Consider the following 23,013-nt stretch of genomic DNA (forward strand, 5'->3'; position numbering starts at 1 on the left):
TTGTAAACGCTGAGTGAATCTACTTTGTTCAATTTCAGCTCGAAAGCGATTTGCAGGATCTAGACAAAATCAGGCGGGACTCAGGACCCATATTAAACAACAAATCAACGATGCTTAAATTACCCACAAAATCATTCCCGAAAGTCTGATAATATGGCTCCGGCTGATAAAAATCAGAAGATTTTGACGCTTTGCGGTTGTTAATTAGAGATATAGCATTAAAAGTGCCTTTTTCCTCTTCGGAGTAACCTGACAAATTGTACTGAATATCTTTCTTTATTCCTACCAATCTAAGACAAAATGTCAATAATTCATAATTCAGATCGACCAGAAATGACAACTTTCTTTGAAAAACATCCAGCAATTCAGGCGCATAATATTCGTAAAAAGGCGACTTCCCATATGCTGATTTGAAGCACCCCAAATGCCGGCGCATCCAATCCTGGCTGTAATCAATTTGTATGTCTCGGGTAAGGCTGGCCGCTTCGTAGCTTTTGACCGGAACTGTTAAAGTATCAACTTTATTTGCAGTGAGTACACTGCACCGGTTCCGGTAAGTTTGCTTCTGATACTTTTCGTTAACATCAATGTAAATCCGGTCGGAGGAAAGAATACAGGCAAAATATTCTAGACAAGGAAGATACTGTAACTCTATTTTAACCTCCACGGATAATCGCGACCACTGATGAACTCTGCTTTAACCAAATATGGCGAAGCACAGGCACAATGTCAAAAAAATTCTGATAATTATTTTCACTGTTAAAGAATATGCGGCACATGCCTGTACGGGCACAATTTAGCGCTTACATGAAAATGCTGGCATCGCCCAATCCTTCCCGTATGACCTCAAAAGTATCCTGATCAGCCTGTACAATGGTAGATGGAATGTTACCTCCGTAACCGCCGTCCACAACCATGTCTACCTGGTGCTGAAACTTCTCGTAAATGAGCTCAGGATCTGTAGAGTACTCGATAATTTCATCATCGTCTTTGATGGAGGTAGTCACAATGGGATTACCCAGCTCTTTGACGATCAGGCGGGGAATCATGTTGCCGGGGACCCTGATACCAACTGTTTTTTTATTGGTATTCAGCAGTTTGGGAACATTGCTGTTGGCTTCCAGAATAAAGGTGTAAGGACCCGGAAGCACTTTTTTCATCGTCTTAAATGCGATGTTTCCCACCTTTGCAAAATCTGCAATGTGGCTGAGATCGTAGCAGATAAAGGAGAAATCATTTTTTTGAGGCTTGATCCCCTTGATGCGCGCAATCCGTTCCACCGACCGGGTGTTGTAAATATCACACCCAAGCCCGTAAACAGTATCGGTAGGATAAATGACAAGTCCTCCGTCACGAAGGCAGTCCACTACCTGACGAATACGCCTTTCGTCAGGATTTTTCGGGTATATCTTTACAAATTCGGCAGCCATAATCAGAATTTATCTTTTCAGGAGAACAATCCTAAAAGCTAAATCCTTCCTGTCTGAATGCTTTTTTTAGATTTTTAAGATAAAAACGGTAGGCAAAATTAACCGGCAAATGGAGCCTGCAAAGCAGCACAACGAGGTCCGTCGCCAGTCCCGGATTCTCAATAAAGTTGAGCAATTTCCTGAAACGGAGTGCCAGCTCAAACTCCTGTGCATACAAACATTTACGGATGAAAGTACGGATGCGGGCTGCAAGCAAATCAAACTCCTCCTGGTCGCGGTTAAGGTCGTAGGCTTTGTTACAGACCGCATAATAAGAGTCGAGCATGCCGCTGCCTTTCTGATAAACGCGGGAAGCCAGTGACTTCGGCAGAATTCTTTTCCTGGTCAGGATTTCATCCTGGTAAAAATATTTGAAACGTACGGCCGAGCGTATCCAGAAATCAAAATCTTCAAAGCAAAGTGACTCATCATACCCGCCCAGCTGCCGCAAAACGGACGTGCGGATCATCATGGTAGGCGTGCAGATAAAATATCTTTGCAGGATATTTTTGTAAACGTCCCCTGACGGTACCCTGCGCAATGCACACCCGTTTTTACCCACCGGAAAATGCTTGCGCAGCTCCCTTCCCTCCGCATCCATGTAAGCTGCATTGGAAAAAACCACAGCATAGTCGTCGGGCAGGGATTCAAACAATGCGACCTGGTGCGCAATGCGCTCCGGCATCAGTGTGTCGTCGCCGGAAAGATCAATAATATACTTGCCTCCTGCCAGTGCCAGCCCCTGGTTGAATGCTTTGCAGAGTCCGTAATTACTGTTATTCCTGATCAGTTTGAAGTAGGGCAGAATTTCCTGCTGGCATTCCAGCACACCCAGCGTATGATCGGTACTTCCATTATCAATAACGATCACCTCGATTTGGCGGTACGTTTGCTGGAAAACCGATATGAGTGCTTCCTGTATGTATAGTTCATGATTGTAAGCCGTCACAATGACGCTTACCAGCGGCTGCTTATCCTGTTTCATTTTGCTTAGCAAAGTCCTGACTCCGTCCGTTAATGGTGCGGTTTGAAAGCACCATTAAGGCAAAACTACCAACAATAAACAGAAGTGATCCAAACAGTTATTATCCGGCCGGCAAGAGTTTTCAGGCTGTTTTTCTCATTGAGGCAGCGCGAATACTGGCATTGATTTCAAACCCCAGGATGATCACTAGGGCCAGCAGGTACAGCCAGATCATGAGTGCGATCATCGTACCTATAGACCCATAAAGCTTGTTGTAGGAGCTGAAACGGGAGAGATAATACGAAAAGCCGTATGTCGAAAGAAGTATCAACACAGACGCGATCACTGAGCCTGCATTGACAAACCCGTACTGCCTTCCATGAGAAGGAGCAAAGCGATACACGAGTGAAATTGCCAGCATCAGCGAACCGAAACTGATCAGGTAGCGCGTCATGTTCAGCAGGAAAATTACCCAGTTTTCCTGGATGATATTCCACTCTCCGATCAGGTGCATCACAGCATCACCCACGATCAGCAAAATGACTGAGAGGAAAAGCACGGCAATCAGCAGCAGTGTCAGTACAATTGCAATACCCCGGGTTTTCAGGAAACCCCTCGTCTCTTTATCCTCATAAACCATATCAAACGAGCGCATCAGCGACAGCATGCCATTGGTCGATGCGAGCAGTGCAAAGAAGAAACCCAATGAAAGTACGCCGCTTCTCGGCCTGCCGATGATATCCAGGATAGTCTGGTCGGCATCCTGGTAAATACCCTTGGGAATGTTTTCGCGCAGTACTTCCATGATCTGCATGTCCAGATGCTCGATCGGAATGTAGGGGATCAGTGTAAAAAGAAAGATGATACCCGGAAAAAGGGCGAGGGTCAGGCTGTAAGCCACAGCAGAGGCACGCTGGTCGATATCGTAATCGCGGTTGCTCTGGATCAGGTTCTGAAGAATGTCGTACAGGGAAGCCGTTCCTCTCCCGAGCCTGGTTTGCTGTAACCACACAATAATGCGACCGACAAACCGGATTCTGAGCAATCTTTCACGCATGGCGTTTTTCTATTTGCCTTCAAAATAAGGCCTTAGCTTTTCCAGCAATGGACCGGGCGCCGCACACAGCCTGCCATTATCCCGCCTCTGAAATACAAGCTTTGTTTCACCCGTATTCAGCAGCACATCATCCTGATTGCGGATCTCATAATGAAAGGTAACCCGCACACCGGGCAGTTCCTGAAGGCTGACGCGGATACTCAGCAGGTCATCATAGCGCGCAGGCCTGATGTAGCGCGAGTGGTTTTCATAAACCGGCATCATCACGCCTTCATCCTCCATGGCTTTATAATGAAAGTCGAGGCTCCGCAATGCCTCTACCCTGCCGATTTCATAGTAGCGTGCGTAATTTCCATAATATACATAACCCATCTGGTCAGTATCCGCATACCGGACGCGCACTCCTTTTACTTCATAGGTAAACATGCAGTACCTTGGTTTACAGGTTCGTGGAGACCCTAGTTCATGATCTGAAGACGGTTCAACTCGGCCTGGTACATCCGTGCATTTTTCAAGTGATCGGTGTAATTGGTAGCAAATGCATGGTAGCCCGACAAGTCTGCCTTCGCGCACATGTACACATAGTCATGCTTTTCATAATTAAGAACCGCATTCAATGAATTAAAGTCAGCCACACGGATCGGGCCGGGAGGAAGGCCTGTATTGACATACGTATTGTAAGGAGAAATAATCCGCAGCTGATCATTTAAGATCCTTTTTATACCAAAGTTCTGCAATGCAAACTTGATGGTCGGGTCAGCCTGTAAAGGCATCTGAGCACGCAGCCTGTTGATGTACAATCCTGCTACCCGGGCACGCTCGTCCACTTTCCGGGCCTGCTCCTCTTCCACAATCGATGCCAGTATCGACACCTGTACCGGCGTGAGACCAATCTCTTTGGCTTTGGCCAGGCGCTCGTCGGTCCAATACTTTTTGTACTCACTATGCATTCTGTCCAGAAACTTCTCGGTGCCGGTAGTCCAGTACACATCATAGGTATTTGGTAAAAACATGGACACGATCGTCAGTGTATCCAGGCCGTACTTTTCACAGACCTTGGGGCTGTCGAGTGCTTTTCTGAAACCATCTTCCCCGAACGCAAACCTGTTACCGATCCTTTTGATCAGGTCCTCTTTCAGCCTGATGTTGTTGAATGTAAGCCGTACCGCATCCTGGCTGCCCGCACTCAGTTTTCTTACAATCGTATAGTTATTGGAGTTGGGCTTGATCAGGTAGCGGCCTGCCTTCACCTTTTCAGGATACTTCAGCAACTTGGCCAGAAAGCGGAAAGAAATGTGGTCATTAATAACCTCATGCTTATTAAGGGTATCTATCACAGATTCGTACGATGCTCCTTCCGGGATCAGCAGTGCAAAGCTGGACTGCTTGTCGACCATGAGGTTAGGCGTTTTGAAAATCTGCCAGAAATAGAAAGAGAATGTGGTAAAAAGGATTGCAATGGTAACAAACAACCCGATCTTGAAATTACGAGACATATTGTGCTGGCTGTCAGCTTCCGGCTATGGGCCGTCGGCTGGTTAATGTTTTTTATAAATTAATCTCAAAAGGTATGCTGAACCGCTTGGCAAGCTCATCGAGTGACAAAACTACCGGTTCCAGCAATGCAATCCCATTTACACGGCGCTCGGCTTCAATTTCCCGCTCGGGATCGCCGGGCACCAGTACTTTCCGGCCATCGACCGGACGTGCATTCTGGAATGCCCTGATCCACTTGTCCATATCTTTTTTGAACTCATCTGCCGGCCTGAACCCATCCACACGCATAGCACCGACAAAATGTCCGGTTCCCAGACCCACACCTTCACCCGCACTCATGAATCCAGCCGTTGCAAAAGGAGGCACCCAAGGCCCGAAGTTCGCACCAGACAACACACCTGAAAATATATCGACAATCGCGCCCAATCCATAACCTTTGTGACTGCCATGCTCTCGATCCGAGCCCAGCGGCAACAAACCGCCCCCGCTTTTAACTGCATTGGAGTCTGTGGTGGGATTGCCATCCGCATCCTGCGCCCATCCCAGCGGCGCGGGCAATCCTTTCCGCTGCAGAATTTCAAATTTCCCGTAAGCTACCGCAGTAGAAGCAAAGTCGGCCACGAAAGGAGTCTCTTCTCCAGCAGGTACCGCAACCGCAATCGGGTTTGTACCCAGCATTTTATCCAACGAAAAAGTAGGTGTCACGAGCGGAGCCGCATTGGTCATCGTCCAGCCGATCATATCATGCTCCAATGCCATCATGGCATGATAGCCCGCAATGCCAAAGTGATTGGAGTTCCGTACTGAAATCCATCCGGAGCCCGCCACTTTCGCCTTTTCGATCGCGATCTGCATGGCTTTGGGAGCAACTACCAGGCCCAACCCGCGGTCCCCGTCCACCACCGCTGTACTTGGCGTTTCATACACCACCCTGATATCAGGATTGGGATTGAGCCTGCCATGATCATAAAGCCTGACATACCCCGCAAGCCGCGCAATTCCGTGGGAGTCCACCCCGCGCAGGTCGGCACTGATCAGTACCCGGGCAGCCAGCTGCGCATCAGCCTCGGAACAGCCCAATGCCAGAAAAACCTGCTCCGTAAAATGTTTTAAATAACCCGCCTGGTACATATACGTTAATGAGATAACTTCTTTCTAATTTTACCAGACACAGGTCCGTGCGGCGCTGCGTGGCGCTGCAAATATCCAAATTCGATTGGCACTGTCCAATATTCTACGCCGATCGGCTGATTTATTCGGGTCCGTTTATTCTTTGCAGACACCATCATCCCCATGGAAATCAAAAATTCTTTTGCCAAGCGGATTGTCAGCTACTTCATTCGCGGACTGGTGCTGGTTGCTCCTATTTACGCCACAATCATCATCATCTGGAGCGGTGTCGGATACCTTGACAACATTCTTAACACCGAGATTCCGATTTCGGGAAACCGCACGCTGTACATGCCGGGACTGGGTGTGCTCGTGATCTTTGTCGGTATTATCCTGCTGGGCTTTTTCTTTTCCACGATCGTTCCCCAATCGTTTTTTTCCTTCGCCGAGCGACTGCTCCGGAAAGTACCGCTGGTCAGTATCATTTATTACTCCATCAAAGACCTCATACTTGCTTTCGTAGGAGACAATAAAAAATTCAACCAGCCCGTGCTGGTAACCATGTACCGTGATACGGGCATTAAAAAAATTGGTTTTATCACACAAACAGATCTCAGTCACCTGAAAATCAGCGATCATGTAGCCGTGTACATGCCGCTTTCGTATTCGCTTTCCGGTGAGCTCTTCATTGTGCCGGGTGATCAGGTTACCGTACTGGATGCATCCGCCACCGACGTGATGAAAATGCTTGTTTCGGGTGGAATATCCATGAAAGTACCCAAAGAAGAAGCCCCTGAAAGCCTTTAAGTTGATTGTATCCGGCAGCAACAAAGCGGGCATTTTAGCCGTTTAAAAGAATGGATTCCCTATCTTTGACCATTCTTACCGGCTTATGAGACAACTTTCTGTTATTGTCGCCCTTTTTCTGCTTGGGAATCTCCCCGCCTGGTCGCAGGACCGCTACGACTCCACCAAAGTGATGTCCAGCGAAGCACTTTTCCTCAAACAGGGCAACAGCAGCAGGGCCATTTCGTCGCCTGGCCAGAAGTACCTTGTCCTCGACGCCTCCCCTTTCCTGGGCGGCTTTCACCGGTACCGCTTTTTTCCGGGAGACAATATCAAGTTCAGGATGCGCAATGAAACCATCCGGTTCAATGAAACCATAGCCGCTGTTTCGGACTCCTCGTTTACCATCGGGATTGTCAATGAAGCGGTCGGCAGGGTGGATTACCAGGAAATCCTGCTGAAAGATGTAAGGCTGATGAAAGTCTCCCGCAACATCCCCTTTATCTCCCAGGCTGCGCCGCTCCTGCCCCTGGCCGGACTGATTTACATGGGTGCCGACTTTTTTAATAAAGGTGTTGATAATAAGCGGTTCACCACAGACGGCTCATCGCTGATCGTGGGCGGAGCACTGATTGCAGCGGGCATTATCTGCTATAAACTGACATTTTCTTCCCTGAAAATCAACGGGAAAAACAAACTTAAGGTACTCGAAACCTACTGACATAAAACGCCGGCAGTGTTCACTGCTGTATAATCCGATTTTATAGTGAACTCCATTCTCGTACATTCCCCCCAGCAACCCATACGTGCCGAAATCAGGCTTGCAGCTTCCAAAAGTGAATGCAACCGTGCACTGATCATCAATGCACTTACCGGATTTGCCTGTGAGCTTTCCAATATTTCGGAAGCACGTGACTCCCAAACCATGCTCCGCCTGCTCAATGATGACGGTCCGGTAGCGGATGTAATTGATGCGGGCACTACCATGCGTTTTCTCACAGCCTACTTCGCTGTGACCAATCAGCAAAAACGCATGACAGGCACGCCGCGAATGTGCGAGCGGCCGATCGGGATACTGGTGGACGCATTACGGACATTGGGTGCAGACATTACTTACGAAAAAGTACCCGGCTATCCTCCTTTGCAGATCAATGGGTTTACCTACTCGGGCGTTAACGAACTGACCATGCGCGGCGATGTGAGCAGCCAGTATATCTCGGCGCTTCTGCTGATCGCTCCGCAGCTCCCCGATGGTCTGAAGATCACGCTGGAAGGAGAAGTCGGCTCGCGGCCCTATATAGAAATGACATTGAACCAGATGGCGCATTTCGGAATCGAATACCATGCTGACTGGACGCACAATATTTTACACATACCCCCATTTAAATACCATCCCAAACCCTACGCCATCGAGTCGGACTGGTCGGGTGCGAGCTACTGGTACAGCATCGTAGCGCTGGCCAAAAGTGCCGAAGTAGAGCTGCTGGGGTTGAAAGAAAATTCTCTCCAAGGCGACAGTGCGATTGTCCAGATTATGGAGCTTTTGGGTGTAAAAAGTGTATTTACCGAAAAAGGAGTCAAACTATCCAAGATTCCTCATGCAGCGGCAGTAGCCTGGGATTTCAGTGCCTGCCCCGACCTGGCACAAACAGTGGCCGTATGTGCGGCTGTGAAAAAGATCAAACTGACATTGACCGGCATCGAAAGTCTGAAAATCAAAGAAACGGACCGGGTTCTTGCATTGCAGCAGGAGCTGCACAAACTTGGAGCGGAACTGATTGAAGTTGAGACAAACCATTTGTATGAAGTAAGCCCGGTAGCCGGCGAAGCCTGGCCTGCTACCACTTCCATCCATACCTATGATGACCACCGCATGGCAATGGCATTTGCGCCTGCGGCAATGGTGAGCCCGCTTATCATTGAAGAGCCAGGCGTCGTTGTGAAATCGTATCCGGGCTACTGGGATGATCTTGCAAAAGTTACCCAGTGGGAGGAAGTATAACCCTAAACAAGCTGCTATGAACCGGATTTTGCTCCTGACCCTCTTTGTGTTCAGTGTTTATACAAACTGCCGCGCGCAGAGCAATCCACGGTACCTGATTTTATTTAAAGACAAAAAGAATTCTCCCTACTCCATTGAAAAACCGGCTGAGTACCTTTCGCAACGCGCAATTTCGCGGCGGAACCGCCAGGGTATTGCGCTGACAACAGCCGATCTGCCGGTGAATCCCGCCTATGTGGATGCCGTACGAAAAACAGGGGCAATGGTCATTTATACCTCCCGCTGGTTCAACGGTACGCTTGTGGAAGCTTCGGATAGTCAGTTAAAGGCAATTAAAGAGCTGTCCTTTTACAAAGGAACCGAGCTGAACCTCCCCGTTGCCAATCTGACCATGCCTTCGGAAGGAGTGTTGCGGTCCGCAGCGGTCACCCACAAGTTCGGTACTACGGAAGATATTGATTACGGAAATGCCCGGGCGCAGCTTGCCTTAATGCAGGTGCCTGTGCTGCATCAAAGGGGGTTTGAGGGACAGGGTATGATCATCGCTGTGCTGGATAATGGCTTTGTGAATGGAAATACAGTAGGGTACCTGAAAGCATTAAGGGATGAAAACCGCATTGCTGATACGCATGACTTTGTAGCCAGGGACGGCGATGTATATAACGATGGTTCGCATGGACTCAATGTGCTTTCCACCATGGCTGCCTATGATCCGGGCCGCATGGTAGGCGGTGCTTTCAAAGCAAGCTACGCCCTCTACCGCACCGAAAACGACGACATTGAAGCCCCCTATGAGGAAATTACCTGGCTGCTTGCCGCAGAGCGAGCCGATAGCCTGGGAGCCGATGTGATCAACTCTTCACTGGGCTATAATACTTTTGAAGGACCGTTTAACAATGCCGCGTACAATCATACTTATGCGGATATGGATGGCAAAACCACGATCATCAGCCGGGCAGCACGGTATGCTTCGCGCACGGGTATGGTGGTGGTAACAGCAGCCGGAAATGAAGGCGGGAACTCCTGGCGGTACATTACCGCTCCTGCCGATGTGGACTCGGTACTTACGGTAGGTGCCAGTACCTACGACAGAAGCTATGCTTCGCTGAGCTCCGTAGGTCCTAATGCAGCCGGCCAGCAAAAACCGGACGTCGCGGCAGTAGGGGTAGGTGCCATTATAGGAGGTATCTCCGGCAATGTGTCCAGCGGGAACGGGACCTCTTTTGCTTCTCCCCTGGTGGCCGGCCTGGCTGCAATCTTATGGCAGGCGCACCCTGAACTCACAGCCCAGCAGCTGATTTATGCATTGAAACATTCCGGCCACCAGGCCGACAGGCCCGATAATTTCCTTGGATACGGCGTTCCCGACGTTGTCAGGGCAGAGACCATTATTGAAGAGCAGTTTACACCGCTGGGTACCGAACCCGAAATCATCGGGCAAATGGCACTGTCGCCCAATCCTACCCAAAAAGAGATCAGCATTGCAGTACCCGCTGCATTAGCAGGAAAGCAGGCTTCATTCAGCCTTTTTTCCGTGAGCGGGGCAAAGTACTGGTCGGCGGCCCGGCGCCTGCAGACAAAAGAGATGATTGCAATAGCAGATCTTCCCTCCGGCATTTACCTGCTGCATGTGATGGTTGAAAACCAGGAAAAAACTTTTCGCTTTTTCAAACAGTAACCTTCCTTACCATTCTGAGGATAGACTCTGAATGGTTGTACTGCGGTACCTCTTCCAGTGGTATCCAGCGCACATCCCGCGACTCATTATTGATAACCACCTGCTGGCTTTCGGAAGCAAGGAATGCAAACCGGACATCGAAATGCTCATGTTCCCCGGTGTCCTTGCCTGCCGGTATGGTATGAATATCAACATCAAAAACACCTTCCTGTAAAAATTGCAGACTGGTAAGTCCTGTTTCCTCTTCCACTTCCTTCCGCGCAACACGCACTACATCGGGGTCGCCGTCACAATGCCCGCCGGGCTGGAACCATTTGTCGAGTTTACGGTGGTGCAGCAATAGTACCGAGTTTTTATCAGGTGAAAGTACCCACCCCGACGCTGTTACGTGACCTTTCAGCAATGTGCGTTCAAAACAGTCGGGTTCAGCTTTCACAAATGCGAGTGTACGCAGGTACATACCGGCCTCTTGCCCGGGTTCGGGCTGGTATGCTTCCAGCAACCTGATCAAACTGTCTCTTTCCATAGTAGCGAATTGACTTTTTCATTCTATTTTCACCGCAAGTTTAACATTTCAGCTGCATAACAGCCATCACATGAAGAAGTATATCCTCGCCATAATCCTGTCCGTATACCTGCTTACCACCGTCTCTGCCCAGCGCATCCCGGCAGCAAGTCCCTCTGCCACTGTGTCCCAGACCATCGGAATTACGGATTTCACAGTGCATTATTCCAGGCCGTTTTTAAAAGGAAGAAAAGTGTTTGCAGACAGTGCTGCGCTGGCGCCCTACAACCAGCTGTGGCGTACCGGAGCCAACATGCCGACTACCTTCGAGGCTTCCACCCCATTCATGTTCGGCGACCGTAAAGTGCCCGCAGGCAAGTACGCCCTGTACAGCATTCCTTCCGGCGCAGCCTGGACTGTTATTTTAAACAAAAACTACCAGACCGGCGCAGATACGTACTCAGCTGATAATGACGTGGCGCGCATCATGGCGGTACCTTCCTCATCCGATTTTCACGAGGCCTTCACCATTTCCATTGATCCCATAACCGATAGCACCGCTGCATTGAACCTGGCATGGTCGTCGGTGAATGTGACCGTACCGCTCGCTGTGGAAACCGGCTTGCTGACGATGACTGCCCTGAATAAAGCAGTTGCAGAAAACCCTGAGGATGTTGCGGTATTGCAAAGTGCAGCCGGATTTCTGCTGAGTAAAGGCAAAGATCTGCAGATAGCGCTCGGTATGGCCGACAAAGCCATCGGTTTGAAGGAAACTTATATGAACCTGTGGCTCAAAGCGCAAATCCTGAACAAGCTGGGAAAGACAGCGGAAGCATTGCCCGTGGCACAAAAGGCACTTACGCTTGGGCCGGCAGCCAATGATCAGGCTTTTGGTTTTTACAAAGGACAGATCGAGAAGGGCATTGCAGACATGCAGGCAAAAATCCCTGCGGGAAAAGCGGTTGCAGCAAAAACTAAAAAGAAGAAAAACAACCGGTAACTATACAGCTACCGGTGCCTTGATACCCGGCCACGGATGGTAGTCCCGCAGCTCAAAATCTTCATACCGGAAGTCAAGTACATTTTTCACGTCCGGATTCAGGTGCATGGTGGGCAATGGGCGCGGCTCGCGGCTGAGTTGCAGCTCCACCTGTTCCAAATGGTTGAGGTAAATGTGCGTATCTCCGCCTGTCCACACAAAATCTCCCGCCTCAAGCCCGCATTCCTGCGCGATCATGAGGGTTAGCAATGCATAGCTCGCAATATTGAAAGGCACACCCAGGAACACATCCGCACTACGCTGGTAAAGCTGGCATGAAAGCCTGCCTTTTGTCTCACCTTTCTCCGTATCAGGAGGTGCTACGTAAAATTGGAACAGCGCATGGCAGGGTTGCAGCTTCATATCCGGAAGCTCAGCCGGATTCCAGGCCGAAACGAGTATCCGCCGGGAATCGGGTGTATTTTTCAGCAGCTTCAATACTTCCTGAAGCTGGTCCACCGACTTCCCGTTTGCTCCCTCCCACGATCTCCATTGCTTGCCGTAAACCGGCCCAAGGTTACCCTGCTCATCCGCCCATTCATCCCAGATCGACACGCCGTGATCTTTCAGGTACTTGATATTGGTATCCCCCTGCAGAAACCACAGCAGCTCATAAATGATCGATTTGGTGTGTACTTTCTTGGTGGTAACCAGTGGAAAGCCCTTGCTCAGGTCAAAACGCATCTGGTACCCGAACACGCTGAGCGTGCCCGTACCTGTGCGGTCTGTTTTACGGACGCCATTGTCGAGAATGTGACGTAGCAAATCGTGGTACTGCTGCATATCGGAAGTAATTGGAAAATATGTAGCTGCCTCAGGCAGCAGCTATTTCAACATCATAAGTTATGGCTGCAAGCGCTTCCAGCTGGGCTGTCGCAGAGCAATATTTTTCCATCGAAAGTGCGATTGCCCGATTGACCTTGTTTTCGTCGAGCTGGTTTCCGGTAAGCTTGAAAGTCAGGTGGATCTTACGGAAAGGCTTGCGCTGCGTATCGGCTTCCTGCTCACGATCCCCGTCGGCAACGATCCGGAAATCCGTAATTTCCTGGCGTTGTTTTTTCAAAATTAAAACAACATCGATCGCACTGCAGCTTGCCAGGCCCATCAGCAATAATTCCATGGGTCTTACCCCCTGGTTGCTACCCCCGATTTCAGGAGACCCATCGGTATGTACTTTGATTTCAGATGACCCGCTGCCTTCAAAGTGGAAGGCGTCATCAACGCGGACAAGTTCAACTTTCATATTCTAATATCCTGAACCGCAGGAAGGTTAGTTAAAATGACCAGATACTGGCAGGAAAAACGCGCAAAAGTTTTGCATTTGCAGGCATTTACCCGTCATGCTTTTTATAATGCATGCGGGCCGATCAAAGTTCAAATATAGTCTTTACGACCTACTTCGCACCAAACAGAATAATTTAAAAAACCAGCGTAACCTTTGTATATTCGTTTTGTCAAATAGAACAAGCCAAATTATATGTTGAAGATATATCTTCCGTTCCTGTTTTGTTTTTTTCTGTTTTCCCAATGCCAGTCCGCGGGCGACGAAGAGCCTGCTTCCGGGGAAATTGATTCAGAAAAGGGCCTCACGGGTGAGTACGAAGGCTTTAAGGTTTTTGATAAATCCAGCACCGACTCTCTGCAGGTATCCCTGAAACTCGACTGGATTTCTGAACATGAAATGAAGCTTGAAGAGCTCAAACCCTTTAACCACATCAAGCAGATCCGTATGAATGGCATGGAGTTTACCTACGACCGCGGCATTGGCGAAGATGATTGCGGCGTAATCTCGATGAAGGGTACGGGGGTATTTAAAGGTAAAAATCTGTATGTGATTGAAACGATCCATTGCGTCAAAAACAATGGTCCGGACAGAATTATCGAGTACCGGGTCACCAAGAAGTAATCCGCAAATCATTCATCAGCCATGTGGAAGGAAGAAGATAACAAGCTGAAAAATACATTCGAGTTCAGGGATTTCAAGGAAGCGTTTGCCTTTATGACCGACGTGGCTTTTGCAGTGGATGAGCTCGACCATCATCCTACCTGGACCAACACCTACAACAAGGTCAGTTTTGAACTCCATACCCACGACGCGGGCAATATCGTCACCGACAAAGACCGGGAACTCGCCCGGATCGTTAACGAAATCTTTGAAAAAAGAAAGTAGTTTGCCCGTCCATATACCTGAATGAAACTTTACCTCGTACCAACTCCCATCGGGAACCTCGAAGATATTACCCTGCGCGCCATCAATGTGCTGAAAAGCGTGGACGTGGTGCTGGCCGAAGACACGCGCACCTCGGGATCGCTCATGAAGCACCTGGGCATTTCCCGGCCCATGCAGAGCTATCATATTCACAACGAACACCAGACCGTCGTGCGGCTGGTTGACCGGATCCTGAAAGGAGAAAAAATGGCCCTCGTCTCCGATGCCGGTACTCCCTCGGTTTCGGACCCGGGCTTTCTGCTGGTGCGTGAATGCATCAGGCAGGGTGTGGAAGTAGAATGCCTGCCCGGCCCCACAGCTTTTGTTCCGGCGCTGGTCAATTCAGGCCTTCCCTCCGACCGCTTTGTTTTCGAAGGTTTTTTACCGCATAAAAAAGGCAGGCAGACCCGGCTGCAGAACCTGGCCGATGAAGAAAGGACCATGATTTTCTACGAATCGCCGCATCGGCTGCTGAAAACTTTGCTGCAATTCGAGGAGTTTTTCGGGGCTGAGCGGCAGGTGAGTGTTTCCCGGGAGCTGACCAAGATTTATGAAGAAACCGTCAGAGGTACCGTGCAGGAAGTTGGCCGGTATTTTTCTGAAAAGACGATAAAAGGAGAAATTGTCATTGTCCTCGCCGGCAAGGAGGAGGAAAAAAAGAAGGTGGAAAAATATGAGGATTAGCAAAGTCCTGGCGCTTTTCGTGATGCTGCTTGTGGCTCAGGCTGCCCATGCACAATCTTTTGCCACGCTCAGCCGCGAGGCCAAAGTGAGCCTGGTGACCTTCGGGCCCGGTAACGAGCTTTACTCGGGTTTCGGTCATAGTGTACTCTGGATTTACGATCCGGTACTGCGGCTTGACAATGCATACAGCTACGGGACTTTCAGCTTTGACCAGGGTAACTTTTACATCAACTTCATGCGGGGCTACCTGCCATACAGCATTTCAGTGTCGCCGCTCGGTCCGCAGCTGGAATACTACAAGGCCGAGAACCGGTCTATCAGCGAGCAGGTACTCAACCTCAGTCAGGCCCAGAAACAGAAGCTTTATACCTACCTTGAAACCAACTACCTGCCGCAGAACCGCATTTATCCCTACAAGTTCTTCTATGACAACTGCGCCAGCCGCCTCGGTGTTGCCCTGAAAGAAGCTTGCGGCGACAGCCTCTCCTATCAGGGATATACCCATGAAAAGCTGAGTTTCCGGCAGTGGATAGACCGGTATGCCTATAAACAGAATCCCTGGGCGGATTTTGGAATGGACCTGGCACTGGGTACGCCGGCCGACCAGATTGCCACGCCTGTTCAGGCTACTTTCCTGCCCGACAATCTGGCAATCGCATTTGCGGATGCAAAGCTGAAAACGCCTTCCGGGACGATCCCGCTCGTAGCCGCTACCAACCATTATTTTGAAGCAGAACCGATTGTATATAAGGGTATTTTCACACCTATGGTCGTATTCTGGCTCCTGGCGGCAGTGACGCTGGCATTTACCTACTGGCAGATTTCCGCAAAGAGGATCAGCTTTATCTACGACAAAGTCCTGTACGGCGCGGCAGGCATAGCTGGCTGGATCCTGGCATTGCTCTGGTTTGCTACCGAGCATGGCGATACCAAATGGAACTACGACCTGCTCTGGGCATTCCCGTTCTGGATGCCGCTCATATTCTTTATTTCGCCTCGAAAAAAGCCCGCCTGGTTTCAGTTCTTATTGATATTCTATGGATTTCTTTTACTTTGTGCGACAGCTAATGTTGATAAACACAATGGTGTGGTGATCCCGATCCTGCTGTCATTGATCATCCGGCTGTATTATATCAATAATTCACTTTCCAAAATCCCGCAAACGGAGCCCGCATAATGGATTTAGAACTCCTGACCCAGCAAACGATTGAAATTGTAAGGAAGGCTTCCACTTTTATCCAGCAGGAAGCAGCCGGATTTTCCCGGGATAAAATCGAGTACAAGGACCTGAATAACCTGGTTTCGTACGTGGACAAGGAAGCCGAGAAGATGCTGGTGGCCATGCTGAGCGAGTTACTGCCCGAAGCCAGCTTCATCACCGAGGAGGGCACCACCGGCATGACGCCCGACCCCACTGCCCTCAACTGGATCATCGACCCGCTTGACGGTACTACAAACTTTATCCATGGCATCCCGGTATACTGCGTAAGCGTGGGATTAGCCAGGGGTAAGGAGCTGCTGGCGGGTGTCATTCACGAGCCCAGCCTCGATGAGATGTTCTATGCCTGGCAGGGCGGCGGAGCCTGGTGCAATGGAAAGCGCATGCAGGTGTCCAAAGTGCCCCAGCTGAGCGACAGCCTCATCGCTACCGGTTTTCCCTACTACAAATTCGAAAAGCAGAAACGTTACATGTATATCCTCGAACTGCTCATGCAGCGAACCCACGGTATCCGGCGGATGGGCGCAGCAGCCGTGGACCTGGCGTACGTAGCGGCGGGAAGGTTTGATGGTTTTTACGAATACAATCTCAACTCCTGGGATATGGCTGCCGGCACACTGATGATCCGTGAGGCCGGCGGCAAGGTAACCGACTTCAAAGGAGGCGACAACTACCTGTTCGGAGGTGACATCGTGGCCGGTGCCGGCGCGCACCAGGAACTGATGGAGGTACTGCGGGAAAATTTCTGAAAGCCCGGAAAATTTAAAAATCACCATGGACATAGAACAACTGAAGTATCCTATCGGCAGGTTTGTCAGACAGGACAGCTACTCGATTGCAGAAGTAAAAAGCAACATTCAGATCATCAGCGCACTGCCATCGCGCTTTATCAATCTGCTCGGAGGCTGGAACGATGAGCAGTACAATACGCCGTACCGGCCGGATGGCTGGACAATCAGGCAACTGATCCATCACGTGGCCGATAGCCATATCAATGCATATACCCGCTTCAGGCTTGCACTGACAGAGGACAATCCGGTGATTAAACCTTATGAAGAGCAACTGTGGGCCGAGCTGCCCGATGCCAAAGCCGCGCAGGTAGAGCTATCGCTGCAGCTGATGCGGTACGTGCATCTTCGCTGGGTTTTGCTGCTTAATTCATTCGGACCGGAGGAGCTTGCCCGTACTTACGTTCACCCGCAGTCGGGCCGTACTTTCAGGCTTGATGAGGTGATTGCCAATTATGCCTGGCATAGTGAACACCACTACCAGCATGCATTTCAATTAGCCGGAAGGAACAATTGGATAGGATAATATGTTAACCTTATATGGACTTTCAAGCAATTATCGTGCTGATTTTATTTCTGGCTGCTGCTGGTTATATCTCCTGGCGAACCTGGAAAGCATTTGACCGGCGTAATTCCGGAGGTTGTGCAAAAGGTTGTGGTTGTGCTTCGGACAAGGCGCCGGTTATGAAAGTCTGATGTTTTGATGTATAGAGATAAATGAAAAAAGGAGGCCGTTTGGCCTCCTTTTTCTTTTTGCTACAATGCCCCTTTCCTGATTTCTTCAATCACATTCGGGTCGAGCAATGTGGAGGTATCACCAAGATTGCCGGTGTCTCCCTCTGAAATTTTTCGTAAAATCCGCCGCATGATTTTGCCTGAGCGTGTTTTCGGCAACCCGGTAACAAACTGTACCTTGTCCGGCTTGGCAATGGGGCCAATAATCCGGGAAACCGTGGCAGCAATGTCTTTCCTGAACATTTCAGCATCATCGGGCTCATGCTCGGCGATCACGTAGGCGTAAATTCCCTGCCCCTTAATATCGTGTGCATAACCCACCACCGCAGATTCCACCACGCCAAGGTGCATGTTGATGGCATTCTCAACTTCCGCCGTACCGATGCGGTGACCGGACACGTTCAGTACGTCGTCCACACGGCCGGTAATGCGGTAGTAACCGCTCTCGTCCCGCAAGCAGCCGTCGCCTGTAAAGTATTTACCCGGGTAGGCAGAAAAATAGGTTTGCTTGCAGCGCTCGTGGTCGCCGTAAGTAGTGCGGACAATGCCCGGCCATGGGAACTTCACGCAAAGGTTGCCACTTACGCCATTTCCTTCCAGTTCCTGCCCGTTTTCATCCATCAATGCCAGTTGTACGCCGGGTAGCGGGAGTGTTGCAAAAGTGGCTTTCTCCGGCGTGATACCCGCCAGCGGCGCGATCATGATTCCTCCTGTTTCAGTCTGCCACCAGGTATCGGCGAGCGGACAATGGTCTGCTCCGATATGATGTTTAAACCACTGCCAGGCTTCTTCATTAATCGGCTCTCCTACTGATCCCAGCTTGGTAAGTGAGGAAAGATCATGGTTTTTAACATAATCCAGCCCGAAACTCATCAGTGAACGGATAGCGGTAGGCGCTGTATAAAGAATATTTACCTTGTGTTTTTCTACAATCTGCCAGAAGCGGCTCGCATCCGGGTAAGTAGGCACGCCCTCGAAAATCACACAGGTAGCCCCACTGCACAAGGGTCCGTATACAATGTAGCTGTGACCCGTGATCCAGCCGATATCCGCAGTACAGAAATACACCTCGCCCGGCTCATACTGAAATACATTGGTAAAGGTATAGGTGGCATACACCATGTACCCGCCGCAGGTATGCACCACACCTTTGGGCTTACCCGTGGATCCGGATGTGTACAGGATGAAAAGCTCGTCCTCCGCATCCATCGGCTCGGCCGGACAAATGGAATCCACGTGTTTTACCTCCTCTTCCCACCAGAGATCCCTGCCTTTGAGCATGGAAACCGGCGTACGGGTGCGTGTCATCACAATCACTTTCTGCACGGTATCGCAGGTTACCAGGGCTGCATCCACAGTATCCTTCATCGGAATTACCTTTGAGCCGCGGTAAGCCCCGTCGGACGTGATCACCAGCGTGCAGGCTGCATCATTAATGCGGTCGGCAATGGACTTGGCTGAAAAACCGCCGAATACCACGGAGTGAATGGCACCGATCCGCGCACAGGCCAGCACAGCTACGGTAAGCTCAGGCACCATCGGCAGGTAAATGCAGACCCGGTCGCCTTTTTTTACCCCATATTTTTTAAGAACATTGGCAAAACGACAAACACGTTCGTGTAAGACGCGGTATGTGATCGTAACTGAGCTGTCTTCGGGATCATTGGGTTCCCAGATGATGGCTGCCTGATCACCCCTTACTTCCAGATGACGGTCAAGGGCATTTTCAGTGACATTCAGTACACCGCCTTCAAACCATTTGGTACGGCCTTCATTGAAGTCCCAGCTCAGGACCCTCTTCCACGGTTTTTTCCATTGAAATTGTTGGGCTACTTCCGCCCAGTAACCTTCGGGATCGTCTACACTTTGCTTGTAGGCAGTCTGATACTCTTCAAAGGTTCTGATTCTCATGATTGATTAAAGGTTAACTTAGGAAAACAGGATATTGGAAGACAATTTATAATTTTCATTTGGTTAGTCCTACTCCCCCTAAAATGGATTTGCAGGCACCAGAACGTGACCAAACTGATAATCAGGACAAACTGGCGGGCCTTCCGGGCAGATTACCGCATTAAAGTTTCTGTTCCTTTTTTAATGCTCCGGCATTTGCCTCTCCCTGCCAAAAAGAAGTACTTTCGGGTGTAGAAACAGTTTGCAGAAAGTTGGAAAAGGATCAGCAAGGTCACGAAATACATCAGCAGGGCCCCGACCTGACGCAAGAAGAGGTCGCTTTTATCCAGGCTCACCTGCGCGACGATCCCGGCCAGCTTGTTCTCCGGGCAGCACAGTTCAAGGGGCTCGATGTCCGGAAGCTTGCCGCCCAAATCCTGTCCAGGCAAAAAGCAGTACGCAAGCTTCCGGAGTGGACTGCCCGGCCCGAACTGGTGTTTCCGCCCCCGTTGTCTGTGGAGCAATGCTCCTCGGAAGCCACAGCCCGGTACAAGGCATCCCTGGTTTCGGGGAACGTACTGACGGACCTCACAGGCGGCATGGGGATCGACTGCTTTTATATGGGACAAAAATTGCGGACTGTCCACTACTTTGAGCAGCAGGAGCAGGTTGCCCGTACAGCTGCCTTTAACTTCGGAGTACTTGGTGCTACTCACATTCAGGTGCATGCAACCGACGCAATGCAGGCCATGGGCCACGGCAGCCTTCCTTCTTCGGACTGGATCTTCGCGGACCCGGCCCGGCGCGATGCCAACAAAAACAAGGTCGTACTCCTGCGCGACTGTGAGCCGGACATGACTGTGGCAGTACCCTCACTGTTCCGTTTTGCACCCAAAATTTTAGTTAAAACTTCCCCCTTACTCGATATTGATCAGGCAGTGGCCGACCTCCGGTTTGTCACAGAAGTACATGTGATTGGCTATGAGCAGGAATGCAAGGAACTGCTTTTTGTTCTGGAAGAAGATGCTCCTGCGAGCGAATTAACGATCCGGGCCAGGGTGATTAATGCTGAGGGAGCGGTCATGCACGAAGTTTGTTTTGACCGCCAGGCAGAGCGGGAAACAGCGGTTTCTTTCTCCGGTCCTCAGCAGTATTTGTACGAGCCGCACGCCGCTGTACTCAAATCGGGAGCATTCAGGACGGTAGCGGCAACTTTCGATGTAAAAAAGCTGGCCTTAAACAGTCACTTGTATACTTCGGAGCAGCTGCAATCCGGTTTCCCGGGGAGAATCTTCGAAGTAGTGGCTGTATGCAAGCCCGATATGAAGGAAATTGCACGGATAATGGGCGGGGATAAAGCCAACCTGACTACCCGCAACTTCCCCGCAAAGACAGAAGACCTGCGCAAGAAGTGGAAACTGAAAGAGGGCGGAGCGTTTTACCTGTTTGCCACTACCCTTTCCGACCAGTCCAAAGTGGTAATTGTAACCAGAAAAGCAGGTTTTTAGAGAAACTTGTCTTGGTACTCTTTTTCTGAAAAGCCCAGCGTCACGGCCTTACCCGAGGCATCCTCCACAACCGGACGCTTGATGACGGACGTATTTGCGATCATGAGCTTTGCTGCCGATTTTTCATCCGTGATGGATTGCTTTTGCTCATCTGTAAGTGCTTTCCAGGTAGTACCCGCCTTATTCACGAGCTTGTCCCAGGGAAATACCCGGAACCATTCATTCAGTTTTTCCTCCGTAATCCCTTTCTTTTTATAATCGTGAAACTCGTAGCTGATCTTATGGAGATCAAGCCAGGCCCGTACTTTTTGTACTGTATTACAATTAGGTATCCCGTAAACTGTCAACATAGGGTGGTTTGAAAAACAACTATACTTCTGTAATTACCGGCTCGTCTTCGGCCACATCTTCCGCATGCATTTTGGTATCATCGAGCTCGCCTTCCCAGCGTGCGATCACAGCCGTAGCCAGGCAGTTACCCGTCACATTGACCGAAGTACGGGCCATATCCATCAGCTCATCAATACCCATAATCAGCAATACCGGCCACTCGGGCATACCGAAGTTGGCGATGGCGCCGAGCAGGATCACCAGTGTGGCCCGCGGAATACCCGCTACCCCCTTGCTGGTAAGCATTAGTAGAAAAACCATGGACAGCTGCTGCCCCCACGACATTTCAGTGCCGGTAGCCTGGGCCACGAACACCGTTGCTAAGGCAAGGTAAAGGGTCGAACCGTCAAGATTGAAGCTATAACCCGTCGGCATGACAAAGGATACGATTTGGCGGGGTACACCAAACTTCTCCATTTTTTCCATGGCTTTGGGTAATGCAGCCTCGGAGCTGGTGGTAGAAAACGCGATGGAGACGGGTTCCAGAATGGTTTTTGCAAACTTGAATACCGGAATACGCGCGATCAAAGCAACCGGCACAAAGACCACCAGAATAAATACAAACAATGCACAGTACAGCGTAGCCAGCAGCAAAGCCAGGTTTCTCAGAACGTCAATGCCCATATGACCCACCGTTTCCGCGATGGCAGCTCCCACGCCGATGGGCGCAAAAAGCATGATGATCTTGGTAAATTTGAACATTACCTCGGCCAGCAGCTCCACACCATGTACAAAACGCTCCTTTTTGCCGGCAGGCAGCAATGCAAGGCTGATTCCGAACAATACGCTGAATACCACAATCTGCAATACTTCACCGTGGTAGATGGATTTGGCGATGTTTTCGGGAAAAGAGTGAGTGATAATTTCCTGCCATCCTTTCTGCTCCACTTTGGGCAGGGCCGCATTGAGCGTTTCCGGGGGAATAATGCCCGCACCCGGCTGAAACCAGTTGGCAAAAAGCAAGCCGATAATCAGTGCAAAAGTAGTAACCACTTCAAAGTAAAGAAGTGATTTCCAGCCCATACGGCCTACTTGTTTCAGGTCCGAGTGGCCCGCTATACCTGTTACGAGCGTTGCAAAAAGCAGGGGCGCAATCACCGTTTTGATCATCTGCAGGAAGATCTGCCGCAGGAAATGCAGCTCGGTACCGAGCTTTGGAAAATCGTACCCGATCTCGGTTCCTACCAGCATGGAAACCAGAATGGAGGTAGTAAGATTTTTTTTGATCACCGCGTAAATGATCAGCCCGGCCAATGCCAGCCAGCGCAGCCCGAGCAGCACATTTCCGTCTATGGGCACGATGTCGTAAGCGCTGAGTACGGTAGTAATGGCTGCAATCGTGACGAGGGCGAAATTGATGACGGTAATCTTGCTCTTCATATAAATCTTTAAGGTGAGTCTGTTCTATGACAGATGTAAACTTATGAAAAATCAATTTAAGCACAGTAACCCGGCAATAGGCATTTACACTTACTTTCAAAAT

The 23,013-nt window shown here is 50.0% G+C and carries 26 protein-coding genes; 13 read left to right on the forward strand and 13 right to left on the reverse strand.

Annotated features, from left to right (window positions below; genetic code table 11):
* Nucleotides 1-34 precede the first annotated feature (34 nt).
* From HWI92_RS12930 to HWI92_RS12960, 7 genes are all read right to left on the reverse strand, one after another.
* Nucleotides 35-667 (reverse strand): WbqC family protein, encoded by a 633-nt coding sequence (locus HWI92_RS12930; protein WP_204655696.1) that lies wholly within the window; start codon nucleotides 665-667, stop codon nucleotides 35-37.
* A gap of 136 nt (nucleotides 668-803) precedes the next feature.
* Nucleotides 804-1,430, reverse strand: a complete 627-nt coding sequence (locus HWI92_RS12935) for an L-threonylcarbamoyladenylate synthase (RefSeq protein ID WP_204655697.1) — start codon at nucleotides 1,428-1,430, stop codon at nucleotides 804-806.
* A gap of 31 nt (nucleotides 1,431-1,461) precedes the next feature.
* On the reverse strand, nucleotides 1,462-2,454 hold the full coding sequence (locus HWI92_RS12940) for a glycosyltransferase (protein ID WP_204655698.1): 993 nt from the start codon (nucleotides 2,452-2,454) through the stop codon (nucleotides 1,462-1,464).
* A 121-nt stretch (nucleotides 2,455-2,575) separates the two neighbouring features.
* Nucleotides 2,576-3,490, reverse strand: a complete 915-nt coding sequence (locus tag HWI92_RS12945; RefSeq protein ID WP_204655699.1) for a YihY/virulence factor BrkB family protein — start codon at nucleotides 3,488-3,490, stop codon at nucleotides 2,576-2,578.
* 9 nt (nucleotides 3,491-3,499) lie between these two features.
* The gene (locus tag HWI92_RS12950; RefSeq protein WP_204655701.1) at nucleotides 3,500-3,916 is read right to left on the reverse strand and encodes an acyl-CoA thioesterase; all 417 of its coding nucleotides are present in this window, start codon (nucleotides 3,914-3,916) and stop codon (nucleotides 3,500-3,502) included.
* Nucleotides 3,917-3,948: 32 nt separating this feature from the next.
* Nucleotides 3,949-4,986: an endolytic transglycosylase MltG gene (mltG, locus tag HWI92_RS12955; protein WP_204655703.1), complete on the reverse strand. Its 1,038-nt coding sequence runs from the start codon at nucleotides 4,984-4,986 to the stop codon at nucleotides 3,949-3,951.
* 52 nt (nucleotides 4,987-5,038) lie between these two features.
* On the reverse strand, nucleotides 5,039-6,118 hold the full coding sequence (locus HWI92_RS12960) for an Ldh family oxidoreductase (RefSeq protein ID WP_204655705.1): 1,080 nt from the start codon (nucleotides 6,116-6,118) through the stop codon (nucleotides 5,039-5,041).
* Between the two features lie 162 nt (nucleotides 6,119-6,280).
* Here HWI92_RS12960 and HWI92_RS12965 point away from each other — a divergent pair, with 162 nt between their 5' ends.
* The 4 genes from HWI92_RS12965 to HWI92_RS12980 all read left to right on the forward strand — a co-directional run bounded on the left by HWI92_RS12965 (nucleotide 6,281) and on the right by HWI92_RS12980 (nucleotide 10,563).
* Nucleotides 6,281-6,904, forward strand: coding sequence for a DUF502 domain-containing protein (locus HWI92_RS12965; RefSeq protein ID WP_204655707.1), 624 nt, complete (start codon nucleotides 6,281-6,283; stop codon nucleotides 6,902-6,904).
* Between the two features lie 85 nt (nucleotides 6,905-6,989).
* Nucleotides 6,990-7,604, forward strand: a complete 615-nt coding sequence (locus HWI92_RS12970) for a hypothetical protein (protein WP_204655709.1) — start codon at nucleotides 6,990-6,992, stop codon at nucleotides 7,602-7,604.
* 45 nt (nucleotides 7,605-7,649) lie between these two features.
* Complete coding sequence (locus tag HWI92_RS12975) at nucleotides 7,650-8,885, forward strand: 3-phosphoshikimate 1-carboxyvinyltransferase (protein ID WP_204655711.1); 1,236 nt, start codon at nucleotides 7,650-7,652, stop codon at nucleotides 8,883-8,885.
* A gap of 16 nt (nucleotides 8,886-8,901) precedes the next feature.
* A complete protein-coding gene (locus HWI92_RS12980) occupies nucleotides 8,902-10,563 on the forward strand; it encodes a S8 family peptidase (RefSeq protein WP_204655713.1) in 1,662 nt (553 codons plus the stop codon).
* On the opposite strand, the gene HWI92_RS12985 is transcribed toward HWI92_RS12980, so the two are convergent.
* On the reverse strand, nucleotides 10,553-11,089 hold the full coding sequence (locus tag HWI92_RS12985) for an NUDIX hydrolase (RefSeq protein WP_204655715.1): 537 nt from the start codon (nucleotides 11,087-11,089) through the stop codon (nucleotides 10,553-10,555). The genes HWI92_RS12980 and HWI92_RS12985 overlap by 11 nt on opposite strands.
* Before the next feature lie 70 nt (nucleotides 11,090-11,159).
* Here HWI92_RS12985 and HWI92_RS12990 point away from each other — a divergent pair, with 70 nt between their 5' ends.
* Nucleotides 11,160-12,068 (forward strand): DUF2911 domain-containing protein, encoded by a 909-nt coding sequence (locus HWI92_RS12990; RefSeq protein WP_204655717.1) that lies wholly within the window; start codon nucleotides 11,160-11,162, stop codon nucleotides 12,066-12,068.
* Here HWI92_RS12990 and HWI92_RS12995 read toward each other — a convergent pair whose 3' ends face one another.
* Both HWI92_RS12995 and HWI92_RS13000 read right to left on the reverse strand, forming a co-directional pair.
* A complete protein-coding gene (locus HWI92_RS12995; RefSeq protein WP_204655719.1) occupies nucleotides 12,069-12,890 on the reverse strand; it encodes a thymidylate synthase in 822 nt (273 codons plus the stop codon).
* Between the two features lie 31 nt (nucleotides 12,891-12,921).
* Nucleotides 12,922-13,350, reverse strand: a complete 429-nt coding sequence (locus tag HWI92_RS13000; RefSeq protein WP_204655721.1) for an OsmC family protein — start codon at nucleotides 13,348-13,350, stop codon at nucleotides 12,922-12,924.
* A 234-nt stretch (nucleotides 13,351-13,584) separates the two neighbouring features.
* Between HWI92_RS13000 and HWI92_RS13005 the strand changes: the two genes are divergently transcribed.
* The 7 genes from HWI92_RS13005 to HWI92_RS13035 are packed head-to-tail and all read left to right on the forward strand — an operon-like array spanning nucleotide 13,585 to nucleotide 17,703.
* Nucleotides 13,585-14,013 (forward strand): hypothetical protein, encoded by a 429-nt coding sequence (locus HWI92_RS13005; protein WP_204655723.1) that lies wholly within the window; start codon nucleotides 13,585-13,587, stop codon nucleotides 14,011-14,013.
* A gap of 21 nt (nucleotides 14,014-14,034) precedes the next feature.
* Nucleotides 14,035-14,277 carry a 4a-hydroxytetrahydrobiopterin dehydratase gene (locus HWI92_RS13010; protein WP_204655725.1) on the forward strand — a complete coding sequence of 81 codons (243 nt, stop codon included), beginning with the start codon at nucleotides 14,035-14,037 and terminating at the stop codon, nucleotides 14,275-14,277.
* Nucleotides 14,278-14,298: 21 nt separating this feature from the next.
* Nucleotides 14,299-15,000 carry a 16S rRNA (cytidine(1402)-2'-O)-methyltransferase gene (rsmI, locus tag HWI92_RS13015; protein ID WP_204655726.1) on the forward strand — a complete coding sequence of 234 codons (702 nt, stop codon included), beginning with the start codon at nucleotides 14,299-14,301 and terminating at the stop codon, nucleotides 14,998-15,000.
* Nucleotides 14,990-16,177: a lipoprotein N-acyltransferase Lnb domain-containing protein gene (locus tag HWI92_RS13020; RefSeq protein ID WP_229247914.1), complete on the forward strand. Its 1,188-nt coding sequence runs from the start codon at nucleotides 14,990-14,992 to the stop codon at nucleotides 16,175-16,177. Before rsmI ends, HWI92_RS13020 begins: the two co-directional genes overlap by 11 nt.
* Entirely contained in the window at nucleotides 16,177-16,968 is a 792-nt protein-coding gene (locus tag HWI92_RS13025; RefSeq protein WP_204655728.1) for an inositol monophosphatase family protein, read from the forward strand. Before HWI92_RS13020 ends, HWI92_RS13025 begins: the two co-directional genes overlap by 1 nt.
* A gap of 25 nt (nucleotides 16,969-16,993) precedes the next feature.
* On the forward strand, nucleotides 16,994-17,533 hold the full coding sequence (locus HWI92_RS13030) for a YfiT family bacillithiol transferase (protein WP_204655730.1): 540 nt from the start codon (nucleotides 16,994-16,996) through the stop codon (nucleotides 17,531-17,533).
* A 14-nt stretch (nucleotides 17,534-17,547) separates the two neighbouring features.
* The gene (locus HWI92_RS13035; RefSeq protein WP_204655732.1) at nucleotides 17,548-17,703 is read left to right on the forward strand and encodes a FeoB-associated Cys-rich membrane protein; all 156 of its coding nucleotides are present in this window, start codon (nucleotides 17,548-17,550) and stop codon (nucleotides 17,701-17,703) included.
* A gap of 60 nt (nucleotides 17,704-17,763) precedes the next feature.
* On the opposite strand, the gene acs is transcribed toward HWI92_RS13035, so the two are convergent.
* The gene (acs, locus tag HWI92_RS13040) at nucleotides 17,764-19,653 is read right to left on the reverse strand and encodes an acetate--CoA ligase (RefSeq protein WP_204655734.1); all 1,890 of its coding nucleotides are present in this window, start codon (nucleotides 19,651-19,653) and stop codon (nucleotides 17,764-17,766) included.
* Between the two features lie 251 nt (nucleotides 19,654-19,904).
* Between acs and HWI92_RS13045 the strand changes: the two genes are divergently transcribed.
* Nucleotides 19,905-21,140 (forward strand): THUMP-like domain-containing protein, encoded by a 1,236-nt coding sequence (locus tag HWI92_RS13045; RefSeq protein WP_204655736.1) that lies wholly within the window; start codon nucleotides 19,905-19,907, stop codon nucleotides 21,138-21,140.
* On the opposite strand, the gene HWI92_RS13050 is transcribed toward HWI92_RS13045, so the two are convergent.
* The gene (locus tag HWI92_RS13050; protein ID WP_204655738.1) at nucleotides 21,137-21,490 is read right to left on the reverse strand and encodes an ArsC family reductase; all 354 of its coding nucleotides are present in this window, start codon (nucleotides 21,488-21,490) and stop codon (nucleotides 21,137-21,139) included. The two genes, HWI92_RS13045 and HWI92_RS13050, sit on opposite strands and share 4 nt — an antisense overlap.
* Before the next feature lie 19 nt (nucleotides 21,491-21,509).
* The gene (locus tag HWI92_RS13055) at nucleotides 21,510-22,910 is read right to left on the reverse strand and encodes a dicarboxylate/amino acid:cation symporter (protein WP_204655740.1); all 1,401 of its coding nucleotides are present in this window, start codon (nucleotides 22,908-22,910) and stop codon (nucleotides 21,510-21,512) included.
* Nucleotides 22,911-23,013: the final 103 nt, after the last annotated feature.

The sequence above is a fragment of the Dyadobacter sandarakinus genome (assembly GCF_016894445.1).
In the GTDB taxonomy this organism is placed as follows: Bacteria; Bacteroidota; Bacteroidia; order Cytophagales; family Spirosomataceae; genus Dyadobacter; species Dyadobacter sandarakinus.